The sequence below is a fragment of the Rhodosalinus sp. FB01 genome (genome assembly GCF_041365715.1).
GTDB lineage: Bacteria > Pseudomonadota > Alphaproteobacteria > Rhodobacterales > Rhodobacteraceae > Rhodosalinus.
In genome coordinates, this window is sequence record NZ_JBGFSH010000003.1 from 207,212 (window position 1) to 226,359 (window position 19,148).

Below are 19,148 nucleotides of genomic sequence, written 5' to 3' on the forward strand. Positions count from 1 at the left end.
GCGGGAGTGCCGCGAAGGAGGCACGTAGCATGGGGTTTTCGGAGGCAGTCCGGAACTGCCTGGGCAAATACGCCACCTTCTCGGGCCGCGCGCGGCGGCCCGAATACTGGTGGTTCTTCCTTTTCGTGATGCTGGGCGGCCTCGTGGCGCGCCTGGTCGACGGGGCGCTTTTCGGCTTCGGCACGCCGGAGGCGCCCGAGACCCGCATCGTCGGCCCGCTCTTCAGCCTCGCGATGTTTCTGCCGCTGCTCGCCGCGGGCTGGCGGCGTATGCACGACACCGGCCGGCCCGGGTGGTACCTTCTGATCCCGATGCTGATTTCCCTGGCGATCCTGTTCTTCGCGGGCTTCGGGCTCGCGGCGCGCATGGCCGGGGACGGGCCGGGCGCCGGGCCGGGCGCGATGATGCCTGGCATGGGTGCGGGGCTGGCGGCGGCGGCCGCGATCGCGCAGCTCGCGGCCTCGATCCTGATCTTGTGGTGGCTGACGCGGCCCTCTCAGAAAGGCCCGAACGACTACGGCCCCGAACCGAGGGTCCGGCCCGTCACGGAGGCGCCGGCATGAGTTTCGCCGACGCCGTCACCACCTGCCTGCGCAAGTTCGCCACCTTTTCCGGGCGCGCGTCGCGCCCCGAATACTGGTGGTTCACCCTTTTCGTCGTCGGGGGAAGCCTTGCGCTGAGCGTCCTCGACGCGGCGCTCTTCGGGGCCCGGGCCGTCGAGGTCGCCCCCGGCGTGATCGAGTACCGTAGCGAGGGCGTCCTCGCGACCGGCTTCTTTCTCGTCACCCTGTTGCCCGGTCTCGCCGCCGGCTGGCGACGGATGCATGACAGCGGGCGCTCGGGCCTGCACCTTCTCTACCCGCTCATCGTGATGGTGGGCATCGGCGGCTTCGCGAGCGTGGTGTCCGGCCTCGACGCGGTGCTTGCCGGCGATCTGCGCGCGATCCTTTTCGGCGCGAGCGCGATCGTCATGCATGTCGCCTTCCTGATCTTCCTGATTTCCCCCCTCATCGTCGTCTACTGGCTGACCCGGCCGTCCGAGCCCGGCTCCAACCGCTTCGGCCCCAACCCACAAGAGGTGCGCCCATGACCGAGCAAAGCCCGAACGATCTCTTCAAGGCCTCGAGCTTCATGCAGGGGCAGAACGCCGAGTATCTCGAACAGCTCTACGCGCGCTACGCCGAGGATCCCGGCGCGGTGGACGAAGCGTGGGCCGCCTTCTTCCGCGAGCTCGGCGATCCCGAGGCCGAGGTGCGCCGCGAGGCGCAGGGCCCGTCCTGGGCGCGCCCCGACTGGCCGCCCACGCCGTCGGACGAGCTGACCCACGCCTTCGACGGGCAGTGGCCGGAGGCCACGGCGCGCGCGGAGGCAGAGGCCGCCGGCGGCAAGATCCGCGAAAAGGCCGAGGCGCATGGCGTGGAGGTCACCGACGACCAGGTGCAGCGCGCCGTGCTCGACTCGGTGCGCGCGCTCATGCTGATCCGCGCCTACCGTATCCGCGGGCATCTGGCCGCCGATCTCGACCCTCTCGGCCTGCGCGCGAAGACCGACCATCCGGAACTCGACCCCCGGACCTACGGTTTCACCGAGGCCGACATGGACCGGCCGATCTTCATCGACAACGTGCTGGGGCTGGAGATCGCCTCGATCCGCGAGATCCTCGACATCGTGAAGCGGACCTACTGCGGCACCTTCGCGCTGCAGTACATGCACATCTCCAACCCCGAGCAATCCGCCTGGCTGAAGGAGCGCATCGAGGGCTACGGCAAGGAGGTCAAGTTCACCCGCGAAGGCCGGCGCGCGATCCTGAACAAGCTCGTGGAGGCCGAGGGCTTCGAGAAGTTCCTACACGTCAAGTACATGGGCACCAAGCGCTTCGGCCTCGACGGCGGCGAGGCGGTGATCCCGGCGATGGAGCAGATCATCAAGCGCGGCGGCGCGCTGGGCTTGAAGGAGGTCGTCATCGGCATGCCCCACCGCGGGCGGCTGTCGGTGCTGGCCAACGTGATGGGCAAGCCCTACCGCGCCATCTTCAACGAGTTCCAGGGCGGCAGCTTCAAGCCCGAGGAGGTGGACGGCTCGGGCGACGTGAAATACCACCTCGGCGCTTCGTCCGACCGCGAATTCGACGGCAACTCGGTGCACCTGTCGCTGACGGCGAACCCCTCGCATCTGGAGGCCGTGAACCCGGTGGTGCTGGGCAAGGCGCGCGCCAAGCAGGACCAGCTCAACGACGCCGAGCGCCGCAAGGTGCTGCCGGTGCTGCTCCACGGCGACGCGGCCTTTGCCGGACAAGGCGTCGTGGCCGAATGCTTCGGGCTTTCCGGCCTCAAGGGGCATCGTACCGGCGGCACCATGCATATCGTCGTGAACAACCAGATCGGCTTCACCACGGCGCCGCATTATTCGCGCTCTTCGCCCTACCCCACCGACATCGCGCTGATGGTCGAGGCGCCCATCTTCCACGTCAACGGCGACGACCCCGAGGCGGTGGTGCACGCCGCCAAGGTCGCCACCGAGTTCCGCCAGAAGTTCGGCAAGGACGTTGTCATCGACGTGATCTGCTACCGGCGCTTCGGTCACAACGAGGGCGACGAGCCCATGTTCACCAACCCGCTGATGTACAAGGAGATCAAGCAGCACAAGACCACGCTGTCGCTCTACACCGAACGGCTGGTGCGGGACGGCCTGATCCCCGAGGGCGAGGTCGAGGACATGAAGGCGCAGTTCCAGTCGCTGCTCGCCGACGAGTTCGAGGCCGGCAAGACCTACCGCCCGAACAAGGCCGACTGGCTGGACGGCCGCTGGTCGCACCTCGACCGCGAGGGTAAGGAATACCAGCGCGGCGACACCGCGATCTCCGAGAAAACGCTGGAGGACGTGGGCGTCGCGCTCACCCGCGTGCCCGAGGGCTTCAACCTCCACAAGACCGTGGGGCGCCTTCTCGAGCACAAGAAGCAGATGTTCGAGACAGGCACGGGCTTCGACTGGGCGACGGCCGAGGCGATCGCCTTCGGCTCGCTTCTCCTCGAGGGCTACCCGGTCCGCCTGTCGGGGCAGGACAGCACGCGGGGCACCTTCAGCCAGCGTCACTCCGCGCTCGTCGATCAGGACACCGAAGAGCGCCATTACCCGCTCAACGCCATTCGCGAGGGCCAGGCCCGCTACGACGTCATCGACTCCATGCTGTCGGAATACGCGGTGCTCGGCTTCGAATACGGCTTCAGCCTGGCCGAGCCCAACGCGCTGACGCTGTGGGAGGCGCAGTTCGGCGACTTCGCCAACGGCGCGCAGATCATGTTCGACCAGTTCATCTCGTCGGGCGAGTCGAAGTGGCTGCGCATGTCGGGGCTCGTCTGCCTCTTGCCGCACGGCTATGAGGGCCAGGGCCCCGCGCACTCCTCGGCGCGGCTCGAACGCTTCCTTCAGATGTCCGGTCAGGACAACTGGATCGGGGCCAACTGCACGACGCCGGCCAACTACTTCCACATCCTGCGCCGCCAGCTGCACCGAAGCTTTCGGAAGCCGCTCATCCTGATGACGCCGAAATCGCTGCTGCGGCACAAGCTCGCCGTGTCGGATGCCGAGCAGTTCGTCACCGGCTCCAGCTTCCACCGCGTGCTCTGGGACGATGCCGAGAAGGGCAACTCCGACACCCGGCTCAAGCCCGACGCCAAGATCCGCCGCGTGGTGATGTGCTCGGGCAAGGTCTATTACGACCTGCTGGAAGAGCGCGACGCGCGCGGGATCGACGACGTCTACCTGCTGCGGGTGGAGCAGTTCTATCCGTTCCCGGCGATCTCGGTGGTGAAGGAGCTCGAGCGCTTCAAGCAGGCCGAGATCCTCTGGTGCCAGGAAGAGCCGAAGAACCAGGGGGCCTGGACCTTCATGGAACCCAACCTCGAATGGGTTCTGGGGCGCATCGGCGCCGAGCACGGGCGCCCGCGCTATGTCGGCCGCCCCGCGAGCGCCTCGCCCGCCACCGGGCTCGCCTCGCAGCACAAGAAACAGCAGGAGGCGCTCGTCGACGAGGCGCTCTCCATCGAAGGAAAGTGAGATAAAGATGACTGTCGAAGTCCGCGTGCCGACGCTCGGAGAGAGCGTGACAGAGGCCTCCGTCGCCACCTGGTTCAAGAAGCCGGGCGACAGCGTCACCGCCGACGAGATGTTGTGCGAGCTCGAGACCGACAAGGTCACGGTGGAGGTGCCCGCGCCCACCGACGGGGTGCTCGAGGACATCGTCGCCCAGGAGGGCGAGACGGTGGGCGTCGACGCGCTGCTCGCCAATCTCGCCCCGGCCGGCGAGGTGGACAGCACCGAGATCAAGCCGCGCGAGACGCCTGCCGCGTCCGAAGCGGGCGCCGGGAAGGCCGGCGACGCGGGCGGCGATGACGACGGCGGCGCGGGGGACAGCGCGGACGTGATGGTCCCCGCGCTGGGCGAACGCGTGACCGAGGCCACCGTCTCGACCGGGTTCAAGAAGCCCGGCGACAAGGTCGAGCAGGACGAGATGCTTTGCGAGCTCGAGACCGACAAGGTCTCGGTGGAAGTGCCGGCACCCGCCTCCGGCGTGCTGTCCGAGATCCTCGCCCCCGAAGGCGAAACGGTGCACGCTGGCGGGAAGCTCGGCGTGATCTCGGGCGCGGCGGGCGGCGCCTCCCCCGCGCCCGCATCGGATGACACGGCCCGGACGGACAAGCACGAGACCCCGCAAGAGACGGCCGCGGAGCGTGCGGACGTGGAAGACGCACCGGCCGCGAAAAAGGCCATGGCCGAGGCGGGGCTGTCGCGCGACGCGGTCACCGGCACCGGCCGCGACGGGCGCGTCATGAAGGACGACGTCGCCAAGGCGGCCGCCGCCGGAAGCGCCGCGAAGGCCCCCGCGGCCCCCGCGGCCCCCGCGCAGGCCCCGCGCGCCCCGGTCCCGGCCGAGGATGCCGGGCGCGAGGAGCGGGTGAAGATGACCCGCCTGCGCCAGACCATCGCGCGCCGCCTCAAGGATGCGCAGGACACGGCGGCGATCCTGACCACCTACAACGAGGTGGACATGTCGGCGGTCATGGACCTGCGCTCGGAATACAAGGACCTCTTCGAGAAGAAGCACGGCGTGCGGCTCGGCTTCATGTCGTTCTTCACCAAGGCCTGCTGCCACGCGCTCCGCGAGGTGCCCGAGGTCAACGCCGAGATCGACGGCACCGACATCGTCTACAAGAACTTCGTCCATATCGGCATCGCCACGGGCACGCCGCAGGGCCTCGTGGTGCCGGTGATCCGCGACGCCGACGCCAAGTCCTTCGCCGAGCTCGAAAAGGAGATGGCGGAAAAGGCGAAGCGCGCCCGCGACGGCAAGCTCTCGATGGCCGAGATGCAGGGCGGCACCTTCACCATCTCCAACGGCGGCGTCTACGGCTCCCTCATGTCCTCGCCGATCCTCAACCCGCCGCAATCGGGCATCCTGGGCATGCACAAGATCCAGGACCGGCCCGTGGTGGTGAAGGGCGAGATCGTGATCCGCCCGATGATGTACCTCGCGCTCAGCTACGATCACCGCATCGTGGACGGCAAGGGCGCGGTCACCTTCCTCGTGCGCGTGAAGGAGGCGCTCGAAGACCCGCGGCGGCTCCTGATGGACCTGTAGGCGGGCCTTGCGTGTCCGTCGCAAAGATCATCGCCCGCGTGCACGGGGCGTCGCGGCGCGCGGGCAGCCGTCCCCACGGCCCCGCCACCGCGTTGCCGGCCTGCAGCGCCCGCGCAGGGACGGACACACGGATTTCCAATCTGACGGTTTTGAGAACGCGCATGTTCAGCTTTACCGGAACAATGGCTAGGGTATTCGGGGCGCCCGTCATATCCCCCGCCACCACGCGTCCTCGGCCCGCTGCGCCGCCCCCGCAGTGGCCGGATGCGCTATCGGCCACGTCGTCGATCACCAAGGCAGAGATTCCATGACCCCCGAACTCACCGCCCTCGCCCTCGCCGTGCTGCTGCAGGCCGGGCAGCTCGCGCTCTACTCCGTGCTCGGCCAGAAGGTGGCCGGCCCCCGCGCCGCGATGAGCCCGCGCGACGAAGCGATTGCGCTGCCCGGCATGGCCGGGCGGGCCAAGCGCGCGCTCGACAACCACTTCGAGGGGCTGACCCTCTTCACAGCAGCCGTGGCGATCGTCATGCTGTCGCAGCAATCCAGCCCCGTCACCGCCGCCTGCGCCTGGATCTACCTCGCCGCCCGCCTTCTCTACGTGCCCGCCTACCTCTTCGGCTGGGTGCCGGGCCGCTCGCTCATCTGGGCGGCGGGCTTCCTCGCCACCCTGGTGATGATCCTCGCGGCGCTCCTGTGACTTCTTCTTGGTTCAAATACTCCGGGGGGTGAGGCGGCGCAGGCCGCCGAGGGGGGCAGCGCCCCCCTCCTCCGCCAGAAAGGGAAAGGACTGACCCAATGGCCTCCTACGACGTGATCGTTATCGGCTCCGGACCCGGCGGCTACGTGGCCGCCATCCGCTGCGCGCAGCTGGGCCTCAAGACCGCCTGCGTGGAAGGGCGCGAGACGTTGGGCGGGACATGCCTCAACGTGGGCTGCATCCCCTCCAAGGCGCTTCTGCACGCCACCCACCAGCTTCACGAGGCCGAGCACAATTTCGAGAAGATGGGCCTCAAGGTCGGCGCGCCCAAGGTCGATTGGAAAGCGATGCTCGCCTACAAGGACGACACGATCGCGCAGAACACCAAGGGCATCGAGTATCTTTTCAAGAAGAACAAGATCGACTGGCTCAAGGGCTGGGGCGCGATCCCCGCGCCCGGCAAGGTGACGGTGGGCGAGGAGACGCACGAGGCGAAGAACATCATCGTCGCGACGGGATCCGAGGCCTCCGGCCTGCCCGGCGTCGAGATCGACGAGACCGTGGTCGTCACCTCCACCGGCGCGCTCGAGCTTTCCAGGATCCCGAAAAGGATGGCGGTGATCGGCGGCGGGGTGATCGGGCTCGAGCTCGGCTCCGTCTACGCGCGCCTCGGCGCGCAGGTCACGGTCGTGGAATACCTCGACCACATCACGCCCGGAATGGACGCCGAGGTGCAGAAGGGCTTCCAGCGCCTGCTGAAGAAACAGGGTCTGGACTTCGTCATGGGGGCCGCCGTCCAGTCCGTGGAGGCGCTCAAGACCAAGGCCAAGGTCCACTACAAGCTCCGCAAGGACGAGAGCGAGGCGACCCTCGACGCCGATGTCGTGCTGGTGGCGACGGGCCGCAAACCCTTCACCGACGGCGTCGGCCTCGAGGCGCTCGGAGTCGAGATGACCGAGCGCGGCCAGGTGAAGACGGACGGCCACTGGCGCACGAACGTCGACGGGGTCTACGCCATCGGCGACTGCATCGCGGGGCCGATGCTGGCCCACAAGGCCGAGGACGAGGGCATGGCCTGCGCCGAGGTCATCGCCGGCAAAGCCGGGCACGTGAACTACGGCGTGATCCCGTCGGTGATCTACACCCATCCCGAGGTCGCCGCTGTCGGCGAAACCGAGGAGACCCTCAAGGAGCAGGGCCGCGCCTACAAGGCGGGCAAGTTCAACTTCATGGGCAACGGCCGCGCCAAGGCCAATTTCGCCGCCGACGGTTTCGTGAAGATCCTCGCAGACAAGCAGACCGACCGCATCCTCGGCGCGCACATCATCGGCCCGATGGCCGGCGACCTGATCCACGAGATCTGCGTGGCGATGGAATTCGGCGCCAGCGCCGAGGATCTCGCGCTGACCTGCCACGCGCACCCGACCTATTCCGAGGCGGTTCGCGAGGCGGCGCTGGCCTGCGGCGATGGTCCGATCCACGCCTGACCGCGGGGGGCCGGGGGACGTCGCGCGCCCCCGGCAGGATCCGCTCAGCTCTCTTCCGCGCTCTCCCGCCCCGGCGGGCGCGGATCGAAACCGGCCTCGGCCATCAACGCGTCCGACCGCGTTTCCACGACCTGCTCGAGGCGTGCCATGAAGGTTTCGGCGGGCAGTCCCGGCGGGATCGGCTCGAGGAACTCGACCACGGCGAGGCCGGGCTTGCGCAGGATGCCCTTGCGCGGCCAGAAGACGCCGACATTGGTCGCGGCCGGCACGCAGGGCTGCCCCGTCTCCTCGTAGAGCACCGCCGTCCCGATCTTGTAGGGCGCCTTCACCCCCGGCGCGACCCGCGTGCCCTGGGGATAGATGATGAGCTGCCTCGGGGGCGCGTCACCGTGGCGTACCCCCTCGACCATCTGGCGCATCGCCGCGCGGCGGCGGCCGCGATCCACGGCCACGCACCCGATGCGCTTGGCGTACCAGCCCAGGATCGGCGCGCGCCCGAGTTCCTTCTTCATGATGAACTTCGGCCGTGGCACGACGCTGACGATGAGGATGATGTCGAGGAAGCTCTGGTGCTTGGAGCCGATCAGCACCTCCTCCACCGGGACCCGTCCGCGGACCTCCGTGCGCAGCCCCACCATCCAGCGCGCCGTCCAGCGGACATAGCGGCAATAGGTGCGGACGCCGGCATAGGCGCCGCGCCGGTCGAAGATCGCCCAGGGCGTGAAGAACACGGCCATGATCGCCATCATGGCGTACATCTGCCCGACGAAAAGCACCGAGCGCGCCCAGCGCAGCATCAGGTCAGCGCCCTGAGCGTGCGCCCGGCCGCCGCGCGCGTCGCCCAGAACGCCACGACCGCCGCGAGCGGCGGCACGAGAAGCGGCGCAAGCCAGTGCCAGCCCCGAAAGCCGAGCCCCGTGAGGAAACTGTCCTCACCGCTGCCGCCGCCCGGCAGCGCCGCCACCGCGATCATGCCGAACGCCGTTCCCACGGCCGCGCCGGTGAGCGTGCGGAGCGTGAAGCGGCGCACGAAGGCGCGCGCGATGTAGACGTCGCGCGCGCCGACGAGCCGCAGCACCGCGATCACCTGCGCGTTGGCCGCCAGCGCTGCCTGCGCGGCCAGGGTGATCATCGCCGCCACCGCCGCGCCGATGAGCGTGATCGAGACCCAGCCCAGAAGGCGCAGACGGTCGGCCGCCTGCACCAGCGGACGGCGCCAGCGGGTGTGATCGTCAAGGACCGCCCCCGGCACCTCCGCCGCGAGACGCAGTCGAAGTCCCGCCGCGTCGTAGCCCTCTTCGGTCTCGATGATCTCGATGAGCTGCGGCACCGGCAGCGTGTCGAGCGGAAGGTCCGGCCCGAGCCAGGGCTCCAGCAGCGCGCGCTGCTCTTCCGGCGCCAGCGCGCGTGCCCCGGCGACCCCCGGCGTCGTCTCCAGCAGCCGCAGCGCCGCGCGCGTCTGTTCCGCCATCTGCCCCTCGGGCGCCGAGATGCGCAGCGTGGCCGAACGGGCGAGTTCCTCGCCCCAGCGGTCGGCGAGGCGCCCAGCGGCAAGCGACAGCGCCAGCGCGAAGACCGCCAGAAAGGCCATGGCCGCGGCGGTGAAGACGGTCAGCCGCGCGGTGATCCCGGTGGGCGGGACCACCCGGTCGGCCTGCGTGTCCCCGCGCAGCAGCGTGACCGCGCCCCTCACAGATCGGCCCCCGCCGCCTGCAACCGGCCACCGGCGATCCGGACGACGCGCGCCTGCACATGGTGTTTCGCGGCGCGGATGAGCGCAAGGTCGTGGGTGGCGACCATGACCGCCTTGCCGAGCCGGTTGAGCTCCACCAGAAGCTGAAGAAGCCGTTCCGACATTTCCCAGTCCACGTTGCCCGTCGGCTCGTCGGCAAGGATCACGTCCGGCGACATGATGACCGCGCGGGCGAGCGCGGCGCGCTGGCGTTCCCCGCCGGAGAGTTCGGGCGGCAGCGCCGTGGCGCGCTCCGTCAGGCCCACCCAGTTCAGCAGTTCGTGCAAGTCCTGTTGTGCGGCACCGCCCCCCTGCCCCGACACCGTGAGCGGCAATGCCACGTTCTCCATCACGGGCAGATGGTCCAGGAACTGGCAATCCTGGTGCACCACCCCGATGCGGCGCCGCGCCAGCGCGATGGCATCGCGGCTCATGGCGGTCACGTCGGTCTCGAAAATCCGCAACCGGCCGGCGCTGGGCTGCAGCGCGCCGTAGCAAAGCTTCAGGAAGGTCGTCTTTCCCGCGCCCGACGGCCCGGTGAGGAAATGGAAACTGCCGGGCGTGATGGCCAGCGAGATGTCCTGCAGAAGCTCGCCGCCCCCGTAGCTGTAGCCCACACCGTCCAGCTCGATCACCGCCGCCCCCAGTTTTCCGCCTGCCCGCAGGGGCCATGTTGTGCCTCAGCACCGGTCGGGTTGCAATCGCCGGCTGGGCGGGCGAATGGGCTTTCGCGGCCTCGCACCAGCCGGTAACTTCATGCGCGGTGGGCTTGGGGAAAGGGCCGTTCCGGCGCGACGCGCCGGCTGGTTGGTCCGAGAGGAGTGGCGATGCGTCTGACTTGCCCGAATTGCGGTGCGCAGTACGAAGTTCCCGATGAAGTCATCCCCGAAGAGGGGCGCGACGTCCAGTGCTCGGCCTGCGGCATCACATGGTTCCAGAACCATCCGACCCATGCCGGAGAAGAGGCTGACGGGCCGGCGGCCGCCCCTGAAGCGGCGCAGCCCCGGGCGGAAAGCGACGACGACATGGCCGAGGACGCGCAGGACAGCGCGGAGGCGCCACCGCCGCCCCCGCGACGCGAACTCGACCCCTCGGTCGCCGATCTTCTGAAAGAGGAAGCCGAACAGGAGGCTCGCGCCCGCGCCTCGGAGGCGGCGTCCCCGATCGAAAGCCAGCCCGAGCTTGGCCTCGACGACGGCGACGGAGAGGATGCGGCAAGCCGCCGCGCCCGCGAGGCGCGCGCGCGCATGGCCCGGATGCGGGGGGAGGTGGCTCCGGAAGCGGACGCGCTGGTCGATCGCGACGCCGACGCCCCGGCAGAGCCCGCGGACACGCCCGACATCCCCGCCCCGGCGCAGGAAGAGGAGGTCGCGGCGGCCACCGGATCGGCCGCCGCAGGCGCGCGGCGTGATCTTCTGCCCGATATCGACGCGATCAATCCGACGCTGCGCGCCACCGATGAGGGGACCGCGATCCACGCCGCCCCGGCCGCGGACGACGGTCACGAGCCCGAGGAGACAGGCAGGGGCGGCGGCTTCTCCCGCGGCTTCGCGATCGCGCTGCTTCTGGCGGTCATGCTCGTCGTCACATACGCGCTGGCGCCTCAGCTTTCCCGGGACATCCCGGTGCTCGCCCCCCTTCTCGAAGGGTATGTCGCGGTGGTCGATGCGGGGCGGGGCTGGCTCAACGGGCAGGTCACCGGCATCCTCGTCTGGCTCGACGGCCTCACGGAGGCGAAACCCGCGGATCTCGACACGGCCTGATCACCGCGCCTTTCGCGATCGCGCCCGGGATCAGAAGCGGTCCAGCAACCGTTCCAGATACTCGCGCTCGATCTCCGGGCGCTCGCTGTCGCCGCTCCGGCGTCGCAGCTCTTCGAGAAGGTCGCGCGCCCGGCGATAGACATCGTCCCCCTGAAGAAGGCTGTCTTCGGTGCCCATCTGGCCCGCGTTGCCCGCGCTGCGTCCGGGCGGATCGCGGGACTCGCTGCCCGGATCCCCCTCGGCCATGCCCTGCTGGCCCTGCCCGTTCTGGCGCTGCTCCTGCGCGAGCGCCTCGCCCATGTTGCGCAACCCTTCGCGGAGCGCATCCATGGCCTCCGCCTGGCGGTCGATCGCCTCGGCGAGGTCGCCCTCGCGCAGCGCGCCCTCGGCGCCTTCCATCGCGCCTTCGGCCCGATCGAGCGCGCGCCGCGCCTCCTCGCCCGCCTCGCCGCCGAGGCCGGGCAGGTTCCCGCGCTGGCGGTTCAGTTCCTGGCGAAGCGCGCGCTGCCGGTCGGCGAGCGACTCCTCGGTGCCGGGCGCCTCGCCCTGCCCCTCGCCGGGGCGGGCCTGTTGCTGGCCGCCCTGCCCGGGCTGCTGCTGACCGGGCGCCTGCCCTTGCCCCTGTCCGGGCTGCTGGCCGAACTGCTGGCCCTGCTGTCCTTGTTGCCCCTGTTGACCTTGCTGACCTTGCTGACCCTGCTGGCCGGGATTGAAACGCTCCTGAAGATCGCGGAAGGCCTCGTCGGACAGCCCCTGCTGGTTGCGCAGCGTCTCCGACAGACCTTCCATCGCCTGCTGGCCCGGGGATTGCTGACCCTGCCCTTGGCCTTGGGTCACGCGCATGTTCTCCATCATCTGCTGAAGCTGGCGCAATGCCTCCTGCGCCTCGGCCATGCGGCCCTGCTCCATCAGCTCCTGGATGCGGTCCATCATGCGTTGCAGGTCGTCCTGCGACATTTCCATGCCGGGCATCTGCTGGGCCATCTGGTCCTGCGCGCCCTCTTCGCCGTCGCGCTGCGCCTGGCGGGCCAGTTCGTTCAGGTATTCGTTCGTCGCCTCGCGCAGCTCCTGCATCAGTTCGGCGATCTCCTGGTCGGAGGCACCGTTGCGCATAGCCTCCGAGAGCCGGTCCTGGGCCCGGCGCAGCCGTTCCAGCGCGTCCCCGAGATCGCCCTCTTCCAGAAGGATGGCGAGATCCCAGAGCGCCTCGGCGATCTCGTCGCGCTGCTCCCCGCTGAGCCCGCCGCCATGGTTCGTGAAGGTCTCCATCCGGTGCAGAAGCACGCGAAGCCGCAGGTAGGCCGTTTCCGAGCGGAACACGTCGTCCGGGCGGTGCGAGACGGCACGCAGCACCTGCGCCACCCGGCGCGCGTTGTCGCGGGTCCACAGCAGGTCGCGGCGCTGCTCTGCCACCGCGGCGGCCAACGGATCGAAGAAGCGGCGGCCGGGCAGGTCCATGGTCTCCGGGGCGGACGCGCCCTGCTGCCCGGCGGCGTCCTCCACCGAAAGTTCGACGCGCACCGGCAGGTTGGCCCAGGGGTGCTTCGAGAAGTCCTCGATCAGGCTTTCCTCGAACTCGGCCCGATCCCCGGTGACCGGCATGGGCAGCGGCACCTCGATGGCGGGACGGGCTTCCGGCTCGGCGGCAAGCCCGTGCTGCCGCTCCACCGCATCGAGATCGAGGGCGAGCCGCGCCGTGCCCGCCACCACGCCGTAATCGTCGCGCGCCGTGAAGGGCAACGTCATCTCGCCGCGCGCCGACGCTTCCGCCTCGCCGGCAAGGCTCACGCGCGGAGCGGCGTCGCCACGGAGCGCGACATCCCAGCCGCGGCCCCCGGGTCCGTCGATCTCGATCCGGCCCGAGCGCGCCACGTCGAACCCCTGCGAGGGCTCCGCGGCCGGTTCCGCGGGGGCCTCGCGCTCCGAGACGGTCTCGGCCACGGACAGCGCGCCCACCTCGCCGTAAAGGCGGATCGTCACGCGGCTACCCTCGGCGACGGAAAGCTCGCCCGCGGTAATGTCGTTGAGATAGACGGCGGGAAGCCCGGTGTAGGCGGGCGGTTCCACCCAGCCCTCCCAGGCCGGCCCGCCGGCCAGCGCGCTCGCCGGCCCGGGGGCCATCTCGGTCACCGAGCCGACCCGCCAGAAAGAGCCGAAGACGAGCGCGACCGAGAGGGCCAGCAGCGCCACGTAACGCAGCGCGAAGGGATCGCGCGACGAGACCCGCAGGTCGGGGGGCGCGGCGCGTGCCGCCGCGACGCGGGCGGCCATTCGGCGCTGATGCGCCGCCCAGACGGCCGCCGAGGCCGCGTCGCCCGCGCCGATCGCCTGCTCGTCGAGCAGCGTCCGGATCGGCCGGCCCGCCATCGTCGCATCGAGCCGCACCAGCGTCTCGGCCGGCGACGGCCAGCGGAACCGGCGCGCCCCGTGGATCGCCGCAGCGGTCGCGCCCAGACCCGCGAGCGCGCCCGCGGCCCACACCGCCTCGACCGGCACCATGTCCTGAACGCCGAGCATGAGAAGAGCGAGCGCCGCGGCCAGGATCGACCAGAGCGGCCAGAACGCCCGCACCGCGCGTTCGGCTGCCATCCCCGCGCGCGTCAGCCTGAAAGGCCAGCGTATCGCGCGGAAAACGTCGTCCTGTCCGGTCGGGTTGTCCTGCATGATCCCTTCCCTCTGCCATGAGGCACGGGCGCGTGACTGCGCCCCCGTCCTATAGCCATTCAGGAATGGTATCCCGATTCAGGATGTCGTCAAAGGATGGGCGGGCGCGGATGACGGCCACGTGATCGCCCCGCACCAGAACCTCGGGGATCAGGGGGCGGGTGTTGTACTCGCTCGCCATCACGGCCCCGTAGGCCCCGGCGGAGCGGAATGCCACGAGATCGCCCTCGGCGAGCGGGGGCAGCATCCTTTCGCGGGCGAAGGTGTCCCCCGTCTCGCAGACGGGCCCCACCACGTCGAAACGCGCCTGCGCGACGCCCGGCGCAGGTTCGACGACCGGCACGATCTCGTGCCACGCGTCATACATCGCAGGGCGGATCAGGTCGTTCATGGCCGCATCGAGAATGAGGAAATCCCGCCCCTCCCCGGATTTCACGTAGATCACCCGCGAGACCAGGATGCCGGCGTTCCCGGCGATGAGGCGGCCCGGCTCGATCTCCACCTCGCAGCCCAGATGGCCCACGGTGCGCCTTATCATCGCACCGTATTCGGTGGGCAGCGGCGGCGCCGCGTTCGACCGCTCGTAGGGGATGCCGAGCCCGCCGCCAAGATCCAGCCTGCGGATGTCGTGGCCGTCGGCGCGCAGGAGTTCGGTCAGCTCCGCGACCTTGGCATAGGCGGCCTCGAACGGGGCGAGCTCGGTCAGTTGGGAGCCGATATGGACGTCGATCCCCACCACCTCGATCCCGGGCAGCGCCGCGGCCTCGGCATAGACCTCCCGCGCCCGCGAGATCGGCACGCCGAACTTGTTCTCCGCCTTGCCGGTGGCGATCTTGGCATGCGTGCGCGCATCCACGTCGGGGTTCACGCGCACGGTGATCGGGGCCGTGCGCCCCATTTGCGCCGCCACGGCCGAAAGTGCCCGCATCTCGGGCTCGCTTTCCACGTTGAACTGGCGCACCCCGCCCGCGAGCGCCTGCGCCATCTCCTCGCGCGTCTTGCCGACGCCCGAGAACACGATACGCTCGCCCGGCACGCCGGCGGCGCGGGCGCGGGCGTATTCCCCGCCCGACACCACGTCCATCCCGGCGCCCATGTCGCCCAGAAGCTTCAGGATCGCGAGGGTGGAGGCGGCCTTCACCGCGAAGCACACGAGATGGTCGAGCCCCTCGAGCGCCTCGTCGAAAAGCCGGTAATGCCGCGCCAGCGTGGCGGCCGACTACAGGTAGAAGGGCGTGCCGACCCGCGCCGCGAGCTCGGCCACGGGCACGTCTTCGGCGTGAAGCGCGCCGTCGCGGTAAAGGAAGTGATCCATCCTCGAACTCCAGGCCCGGGGCCCTCATGGGATGCGCGACGCGCGCGCGGCGGGACGCCCCTATGCCGCCGGGCCCTGCCGCCGCGCCCGGAAATAGAGGTAAAGCGGCAGCCCGCAGCTGACACCGATGCCGTAGATCGCCGGGATCGTGACCAGCGATGGCCAGTCGCGCCGCGCCACCGCGTCGAAGAGCACCCAGAGCGTCAGCGCGATGGCCGCGATGGCCAGGTCCCAGACGAGCCCCGTGGTGGCGGCGTTGACATACCACGCGTCGATCATTGCGCCGAGGTCCCAGCCATTCTGCCGGAACCACGTCACGAACCAGTACATCGGGTGGATCGAGCCCCAGACGGCGAGCGCGGCCCACAGATACTTGAGCCGCGCCATCAGCGCCGTCCCGACACGCCGATCTCGGCGGTTCCGCTGATCGTGATCCCGGTGGCGGGCTTCGACGCGGGCGGTTCCGGCGCGCCGTCGGCGCCGCATCCGGCGAGCGCCAGAAGCGCCGCTGCGGTGATCGGAAGACGTTTCATCCCAGTCGCTCCTTCCAGCGCGCGACTTGCGCACGCACCTGCTCAGGCGCCGTGCCGCCATAGGACCGGCGCGACGCCACCGAATTGTGGACGCCCAGCACATCGAACACGTCCTCGCGGATGCCCTCGTGCACCGAGCGCATTTCCTCGAGCGTGAGATCGGGCAGGTCGCGGCCCGCCGCCTCGGCCACGGCCACGAGCCTCCCGGTGACGTGGTGCGCCTCACGGAAGGGTAGCCCGAGTTCGCGCACGAGCCAGTCCGCCAGATCGGTGGCGGTGGAAAAGCCGCTCGCGGCGGCCGTCTCCAGCGCGTCGCGGTTGGCGGCCATGTCGCGCACCATCCCCTCCATCGCGGCGAGCGCCAGCATCAGGGTGTCAGCGGCGTCGAAGACCTGTTCCTTGTCCTCCTGCATGTCCTTCGAATAGGCCAGCGGCAGGCCCTTCATCACCGTCATCAGCGCCACGTTCGCACCGAAAATCCGCCCAATCTTGGCGCGGATCAGCTCTGCGGCGTCCGGGTTCTTCTTCTGCGGCATGATCGACGAGCCGGTGGAAAAGCGGTCCGACATGGCGACGAAACGGAACTGCGCCGAAGACCAGATCACCAGCTCCTCGGCCAGTCGCGAGAGGTGCATGGCGCAGATCGAGGCCGCGGCGAGGAACTCGAGCGCGAAGTCGCGGTCGCTCACCGCGTCGAGCGAATTCGCGCAGGGCCGGTCGAAGCCGAGCTCGCGCGCCGTCATCTCCCGGTCGATCGGGAAAGATGTGCCGGCAAGCGCCGCCGCCCCGAGCGGGCATTCGTTCATCCGCGCGCGCGCGTCCCGAAGCCGGCCGCGGTCGCACGCGAACATCTCCACATAGGCCAGCATGTGATGGCCCCAGGTGACAGGCTGCGCGGTCTGGAGATGGGTGAACCCCGGCATGACCCAGTCCGCCCCCGCCTCCGCCTGCGCGAGGAGCGCGCGCATCAGCGCGGCGAGGCCCGCGTCGGCCGCGTCGGCCTGGTCGCGTACCCACAGCCTGAAATCCGTGGCCACCTGGTCGTTGCGCGAGCGGGCCGTGTGCAGCCGGCCCGCCGGCTCGCCCACGATGTCCTTCAGCCGCGCTTCCACGTTCATGTGAATATCCTCCAGCGCGGTGGAAAATCCGAAGCTGCCGCCCTCGATCTCTGACAACACCGTGAGGAGGCCTTCCCGGATCGCCTCGGCATCGCTATTGCTCAGGATGCCCGTCGCGGCGAGCATCGCCGCGTGGGCCCGAGAGCCCGCGATGTCTTGCGGCGCGAGCCGTCGGTCGAAGCCGATGGAGGCGTTGATCGCCTCCATGATTGCATCGGGACCGGCCGCAAAGCGCCCGCCCCACATCGCGTTCGAGGAATCTGCTGACATGCCGCTACCCGGGAGTTCGTCCATGCGCCTTTCGACCCTCGCCCTCTACACGGCTCTCGCGCTCGGCGCAAATGCCGCCGCGGCCGCCGACACCGCCGCGCTTCGGGCGCTCGCCGAGGGCGACATGAAGAAGCTCGCCTTCGCGACAGAAGCGAAGCCCGCCCCCGAGACCGCCTTCGAGACGGCGGAGGGCGCGACGCGCTCGCTCGCCGATTACCGCGGCAAGCATCTCGTGGTGAATTTCTGGGCCACCTGGTGCGCGCCCTGCCGCAAGGAGATGCCGCAGCTCTCCGAGCTTCAGTCCGAGTTCGGCGGCAAGGATTTCGAGGTCGTGACCATCGCCACCGGGCGCAACGCGCTGCCGGCGATGCGCAACTTCTTCGAGGAGATCGGGGTGGACAACCTGCCGCTCCACCGCGACCCGCGTCAGGCGCTGGCGCGGGAGATGGGCGTCTTCGGCCTGCCCATCACCGTGATCCTCGATCCGCAGGGGCGAGAGATCGCGCGGCTCCAGGGCGATGCCGACTGGGCGTCGGAGAGCGCGAAGGCCATCGTCGCCGCGCTTCTGCCCGGCGCCGGCTGACCCGCGCGGAGGCATCCTCGACGCAAAAACCCCCGGCACGAGGCCGGGGGCTTCGCATCGGGCCGGATGCCGGGTCAGTTCGGCAGCACTTCGCCGGTCGGGCGCGGCGTGTCGGCGGTTTCCGCCGGCAGGATCGGGTAGGTGATCTCCGGCATGTCGCCGGTCAGCGAGCCCAGGAACGCGGTGATCGCGTCGATCTCCTGTTCGTCGAGGTCCGCGCCGAGCTGCGAGCTCGCCATGATGTCGACGGCGGGGCGCAGATCCCAGACCACCCCGGAATGGAAGTAGGGGGCCGTGACCGCGATGTTGCGCAGCGGCGAGGCGCGGAAGACGTATTCGTCCACCGCCGTCTCGGTCACGGTGAAACGGCCCTTGTCGCCCACGGGCAGGATGTCGGCGCCGGGCTTCTCGACGAGGCCGAAGGGATAGTAGCCGTTGCCGCCGAGGTTCACGCCGTTGTGGCAGCTCGCGCAGCCCGCCTCGAGGAAGAGCTCCAGGCCCTGCGTCTCCTCCGCGTCGAGCGCGTTGTCGTCTCCGTTCAGCCAGGCGTCGAAGCGCGACGGCGTGATGAGCGTGGCCTCGAACGCCTCGATCGCCTTCGCGAAATTGTCGAAGGTCACGGGATCGTCCTCGCCCGGGAAGGACGCGTCGAACCAGTCGACGTATTGGGGCATCGAGTTGAGCGTCGCGAGCACGTTGTCGGGCGTGTTCGCCATCTCCACCCCGGCCTGCACCGGCCCCTTCGCCTGCTCGGCGAGGTCGGGCGCGCGGCCGTCCCAGAACTGCGCCTCGTTGAACACCGCGTTGAGAACGGTGGGCGAGTTGCGCGGCCCCTTCTGCCAGCCATGCCCGATCGAGACGGGCATGTTGTCGTCCCCGCCCGTTGCGAGGTTGTGGCAGGAGTTGCAGGAAAAGACGCCTGAGGCCGACATCCGCGGATCGAAGAACAACGCCTTGCCGAGCTCGATCTTCTCCGGCGTGACGATGTTGTCCTCGAGCGCGGGAATCGTCGCCGGCACCGGGCTGAACATCTCGAGCGCCCAGTCACGGAGCTCGTTCTGGGCCAGCGCGGGGCTCGCCACGGCAAGGGCGGCGGTTCCAGCCAGCAGGGCGGTCAAGGATCTCATGGAAGCCTCCTTCTGAGAGTCGCACGTTTCCCGCTTATTCTCGACGACACCGCGCGCGCCGCCTTGATCAAGGTCAATGAAATCCGGAATATCCCGGCATGCCATGGCGTTGCCGCGCCGCGGCAACGCCGGCGCGGCCAAGCGGCGCGCGGCCGCTGGAGGCGGCCGGATATCCCGAAGCCGTCCCGGGTCGGCGCAATGCGGAAAACCGCGCGGCGCCG

16 protein-coding genes and 1 pseudogene are annotated in these 19,148 nt (G+C 69.8%); 8 read left to right on the forward strand and 9 right to left on the reverse strand.

Annotated features, from left to right (window positions below; genetic code table 11):
• Positions 1–29 precede the first annotated feature (29 nt).
• The 6 genes from AB6A65_RS05715 (at position 30) to lpdA (ending at position 7,822) form a co-directional block, all read left to right on the forward strand.
• Positions 30–563 carry a DUF805 domain-containing protein gene (locus AB6A65_RS05715; protein WP_371037399.1) on the forward strand — a complete coding sequence of 178 codons (534 nt, stop codon included), beginning with the start codon at positions 30–32 and terminating at the stop codon, positions 561–563.
• Entirely contained in the window at positions 560–1,090 is a 531-nt protein-coding gene (locus AB6A65_RS05720; protein ID WP_371037400.1) for a DUF805 domain-containing protein, read from the forward strand. Before AB6A65_RS05715 ends, AB6A65_RS05720 begins: the two co-directional genes overlap by 4 nt.
• The gene (locus AB6A65_RS05725) at positions 1,087–4,056 is read left to right on the forward strand and encodes a 2-oxoglutarate dehydrogenase E1 component (protein ID WP_371037401.1); all 2,970 of its coding nucleotides are present in this window, start codon (positions 1,087–1,089) and stop codon (positions 4,054–4,056) included. Before AB6A65_RS05720 ends, AB6A65_RS05725 begins: the two co-directional genes overlap by 4 nt.
• 7 nt (positions 4,057–4,063) lie before the next feature.
• Positions 4,064–5,638, forward strand: a complete 1,575-nt coding sequence (gene odhB / locus AB6A65_RS05730; RefSeq protein ID WP_371037402.1) for a 2-oxoglutarate dehydrogenase complex dihydrolipoyllysine-residue succinyltransferase — start codon at positions 4,064–4,066, stop codon at positions 5,636–5,638.
• A gap of 307 nt (positions 5,639–5,945) precedes the next feature.
• Positions 5,946–6,335 carry an MAPEG family protein gene (locus AB6A65_RS05735; RefSeq protein ID WP_371037403.1) on the forward strand — a complete coding sequence of 130 codons (390 nt, stop codon included), beginning with the start codon at positions 5,946–5,948 and terminating at the stop codon, positions 6,333–6,335.
• 98 nt (positions 6,336–6,433) lie between these two features.
• A complete protein-coding gene (lpdA, locus tag AB6A65_RS05740; RefSeq protein WP_371037404.1) occupies positions 6,434–7,822 on the forward strand; it encodes a dihydrolipoyl dehydrogenase in 1,389 nt (462 codons plus the stop codon).
• Between the two features lie 44 nt (positions 7,823–7,866).
• Here lpdA and AB6A65_RS05745 read toward each other — a convergent pair whose 3' ends face one another.
• Genes AB6A65_RS05745 through AB6A65_RS05755 form a run of 3 tightly spaced genes read right to left on the reverse strand, consistent with a single transcriptional unit; the run spans position 7,867 to position 10,189 of the window.
• Positions 7,867–8,619: a lysophospholipid acyltransferase family protein gene (locus AB6A65_RS05745; protein ID WP_371037405.1), complete on the reverse strand. Its 753-nt coding sequence runs from the start codon at positions 8,617–8,619 to the stop codon at positions 7,867–7,869.
• Positions 8,619–9,515, reverse strand: a complete 897-nt coding sequence (locus AB6A65_RS05750; RefSeq protein ID WP_371037406.1) for a cell division protein FtsX — start codon at positions 9,513–9,515, stop codon at positions 8,619–8,621. Before AB6A65_RS05750 ends, AB6A65_RS05745 begins: the two co-directional genes overlap by 1 nt.
• The gene (locus tag AB6A65_RS05755) at positions 9,512–10,189 is read right to left on the reverse strand and encodes a cell division ATP-binding protein FtsE (protein ID WP_371037407.1); all 678 of its coding nucleotides are present in this window, start codon (positions 10,187–10,189) and stop codon (positions 9,512–9,514) included. The genes AB6A65_RS05750 and AB6A65_RS05755 overlap by 4 nt, the downstream gene beginning before the upstream one ends.
• Positions 10,190–10,381: 192 nt before the next feature.
• On the opposite strand from AB6A65_RS05755, the gene AB6A65_RS05760 reads away from it, so the two are divergent.
• Entirely contained in the window at positions 10,382–11,317 is a 936-nt protein-coding gene (locus tag AB6A65_RS05760) for a zinc-ribbon domain-containing protein (protein ID WP_371037408.1), read from the forward strand.
• Between the two features lie 30 nt (positions 11,318–11,347).
• Here AB6A65_RS05760 and AB6A65_RS05765 read toward each other — a convergent pair whose 3' ends face one another.
• The 5 genes and pseudogenes from AB6A65_RS05765 to argH form a co-directional block, all read right to left on the reverse strand.
• Positions 11,348–13,981: a TIGR02302 family protein gene (locus AB6A65_RS05765; protein ID WP_371037409.1), complete on the reverse strand. Its 2,634-nt coding sequence runs from the start codon at positions 13,979–13,981 to the stop codon at positions 11,348–11,350.
• A gap of 49 nt (positions 13,982–14,030) precedes the next feature.
• Positions 14,031–15,296, reverse strand: a pseudogene (gene lysA / locus AB6A65_RS05770) (diaminopimelate decarboxylase).
• A 60-nt stretch (positions 15,297–15,356) separates the two neighbouring features.
• Entirely contained in the window at positions 15,357–15,683 is a 327-nt protein-coding gene (locus AB6A65_RS05775; RefSeq protein WP_371037410.1) for a DUF2834 domain-containing protein, read from the reverse strand.
• Entirely contained in the window at positions 15,683–15,829 is a 147-nt protein-coding gene (locus AB6A65_RS05780) for an argininosuccinate lyase (RefSeq protein ID WP_371037411.1), read from the reverse strand. Before AB6A65_RS05780 ends, AB6A65_RS05775 begins: the two co-directional genes overlap by 1 nt.
• Positions 15,826–17,217 (reverse strand): argininosuccinate lyase, encoded by a 1,392-nt coding sequence (argH, locus tag AB6A65_RS05785; protein WP_371037412.1) that lies wholly within the window; start codon positions 17,215–17,217, stop codon positions 15,826–15,828. The genes AB6A65_RS05780 and argH overlap by 4 nt, the downstream gene beginning before the upstream one ends.
• Before the next feature lie 22 nt (positions 17,218–17,239).
• Between argH and AB6A65_RS05790 the strand changes: the two genes are divergently transcribed.
• Entirely contained in the window at positions 17,240–17,800 is a 561-nt protein-coding gene (locus tag AB6A65_RS05790; RefSeq protein ID WP_371037413.1) for a TlpA family protein disulfide reductase, read from the forward strand.
• Positions 17,801–17,874: 74 nt separating this feature from the next.
• On the opposite strand, the gene AB6A65_RS05795 is transcribed toward AB6A65_RS05790, so the two are convergent.
• Positions 17,875–18,927 carry a cytochrome-c peroxidase gene (locus AB6A65_RS05795; protein WP_371037414.1) on the reverse strand — a complete coding sequence of 351 codons (1,053 nt, stop codon included), beginning with the start codon at positions 18,925–18,927 and terminating at the stop codon, positions 17,875–17,877.
• Positions 18,928–19,148 lie beyond the last annotated feature (221 nt).

Excerpts from the sequence above, each read along its gene's own strand:
- AB6A65_RS05715 (WP_371037399.1), top strand. The coding sequence starts at position 30 with ATGGGGTTTTCGGAGGCAGTCCGGAACTGCCTGGGCAAATACGCCACC.
- AB6A65_RS05720 (WP_371037400.1), top strand. The coding sequence starts at position 560 with ATGAGTTTCGCCGACGCCGTCACCACCTGCCTGCGCAAGTTCGCCACC.
- AB6A65_RS05725 (WP_371037401.1), top strand. The coding sequence starts at position 1,087 with ATGACCGAGCAAAGCCCGAACGATCTCTTCAAGGCCTCGAGCTTCATG.
- odhB (WP_371037402.1), top strand. The coding sequence starts at position 4,064 with ATGACTGTCGAAGTCCGCGTGCCGACGCTCGGAGAGAGCGTGACAGAG.
- AB6A65_RS05735 (WP_371037403.1), top strand. The coding sequence starts at position 5,946 with ATGACCCCCGAACTCACCGCCCTCGCCCTCGCCGTGCTGCTGCAGGCC.
- lpdA (WP_371037404.1), top strand. The coding sequence starts at position 6,434 with ATGGCCTCCTACGACGTGATCGTTATCGGCTCCGGACCCGGCGGCTAC.
- AB6A65_RS05745 (WP_371037405.1), bottom strand. The coding sequence starts at position 8,619 with ATGCTGCGCTGGGCGCGCTCGGTGCTTTTCGTCGGGCAGATGTACGCC.
- AB6A65_RS05760 (WP_371037408.1), top strand. The coding sequence starts at position 10,382 with ATGCGTCTGACTTGCCCGAATTGCGGTGCGCAGTACGAAGTTCCCGAT.
- AB6A65_RS05765 (WP_371037409.1), bottom strand. The coding sequence starts at position 13,981 with ATGCAGGACAACCCGACCGGACAGGACGACGTTTTCCGCGCGATACGC.
- AB6A65_RS05775 (WP_371037410.1), bottom strand. The coding sequence starts at position 15,683 with ATGGCGCGGCTCAAGTATCTGTGGGCCGCGCTCGCCGTCTGGGGCTCG.
- AB6A65_RS05780 (WP_371037411.1), bottom strand. The coding sequence starts at position 15,829 with ATGAAACGTCTTCCGATCACCGCAGCGGCGCTTCTGGCGCTCGCCGGA.
- argH (WP_371037412.1), bottom strand. The coding sequence starts at position 17,217 with ATGTCAGCAGATTCCTCGAACGCGATGTGGGGCGGGCGCTTTGCGGCC.
- AB6A65_RS05790 (WP_371037413.1), top strand. The coding sequence starts at position 17,240 with ATGCGCCTTTCGACCCTCGCCCTCTACACGGCTCTCGCGCTCGGCGCA.
- AB6A65_RS05795 (WP_371037414.1), bottom strand. The coding sequence starts at position 18,927 with ATGAGATCCTTGACCGCCCTGCTGGCTGGAACCGCCGCCCTTGCCGTG.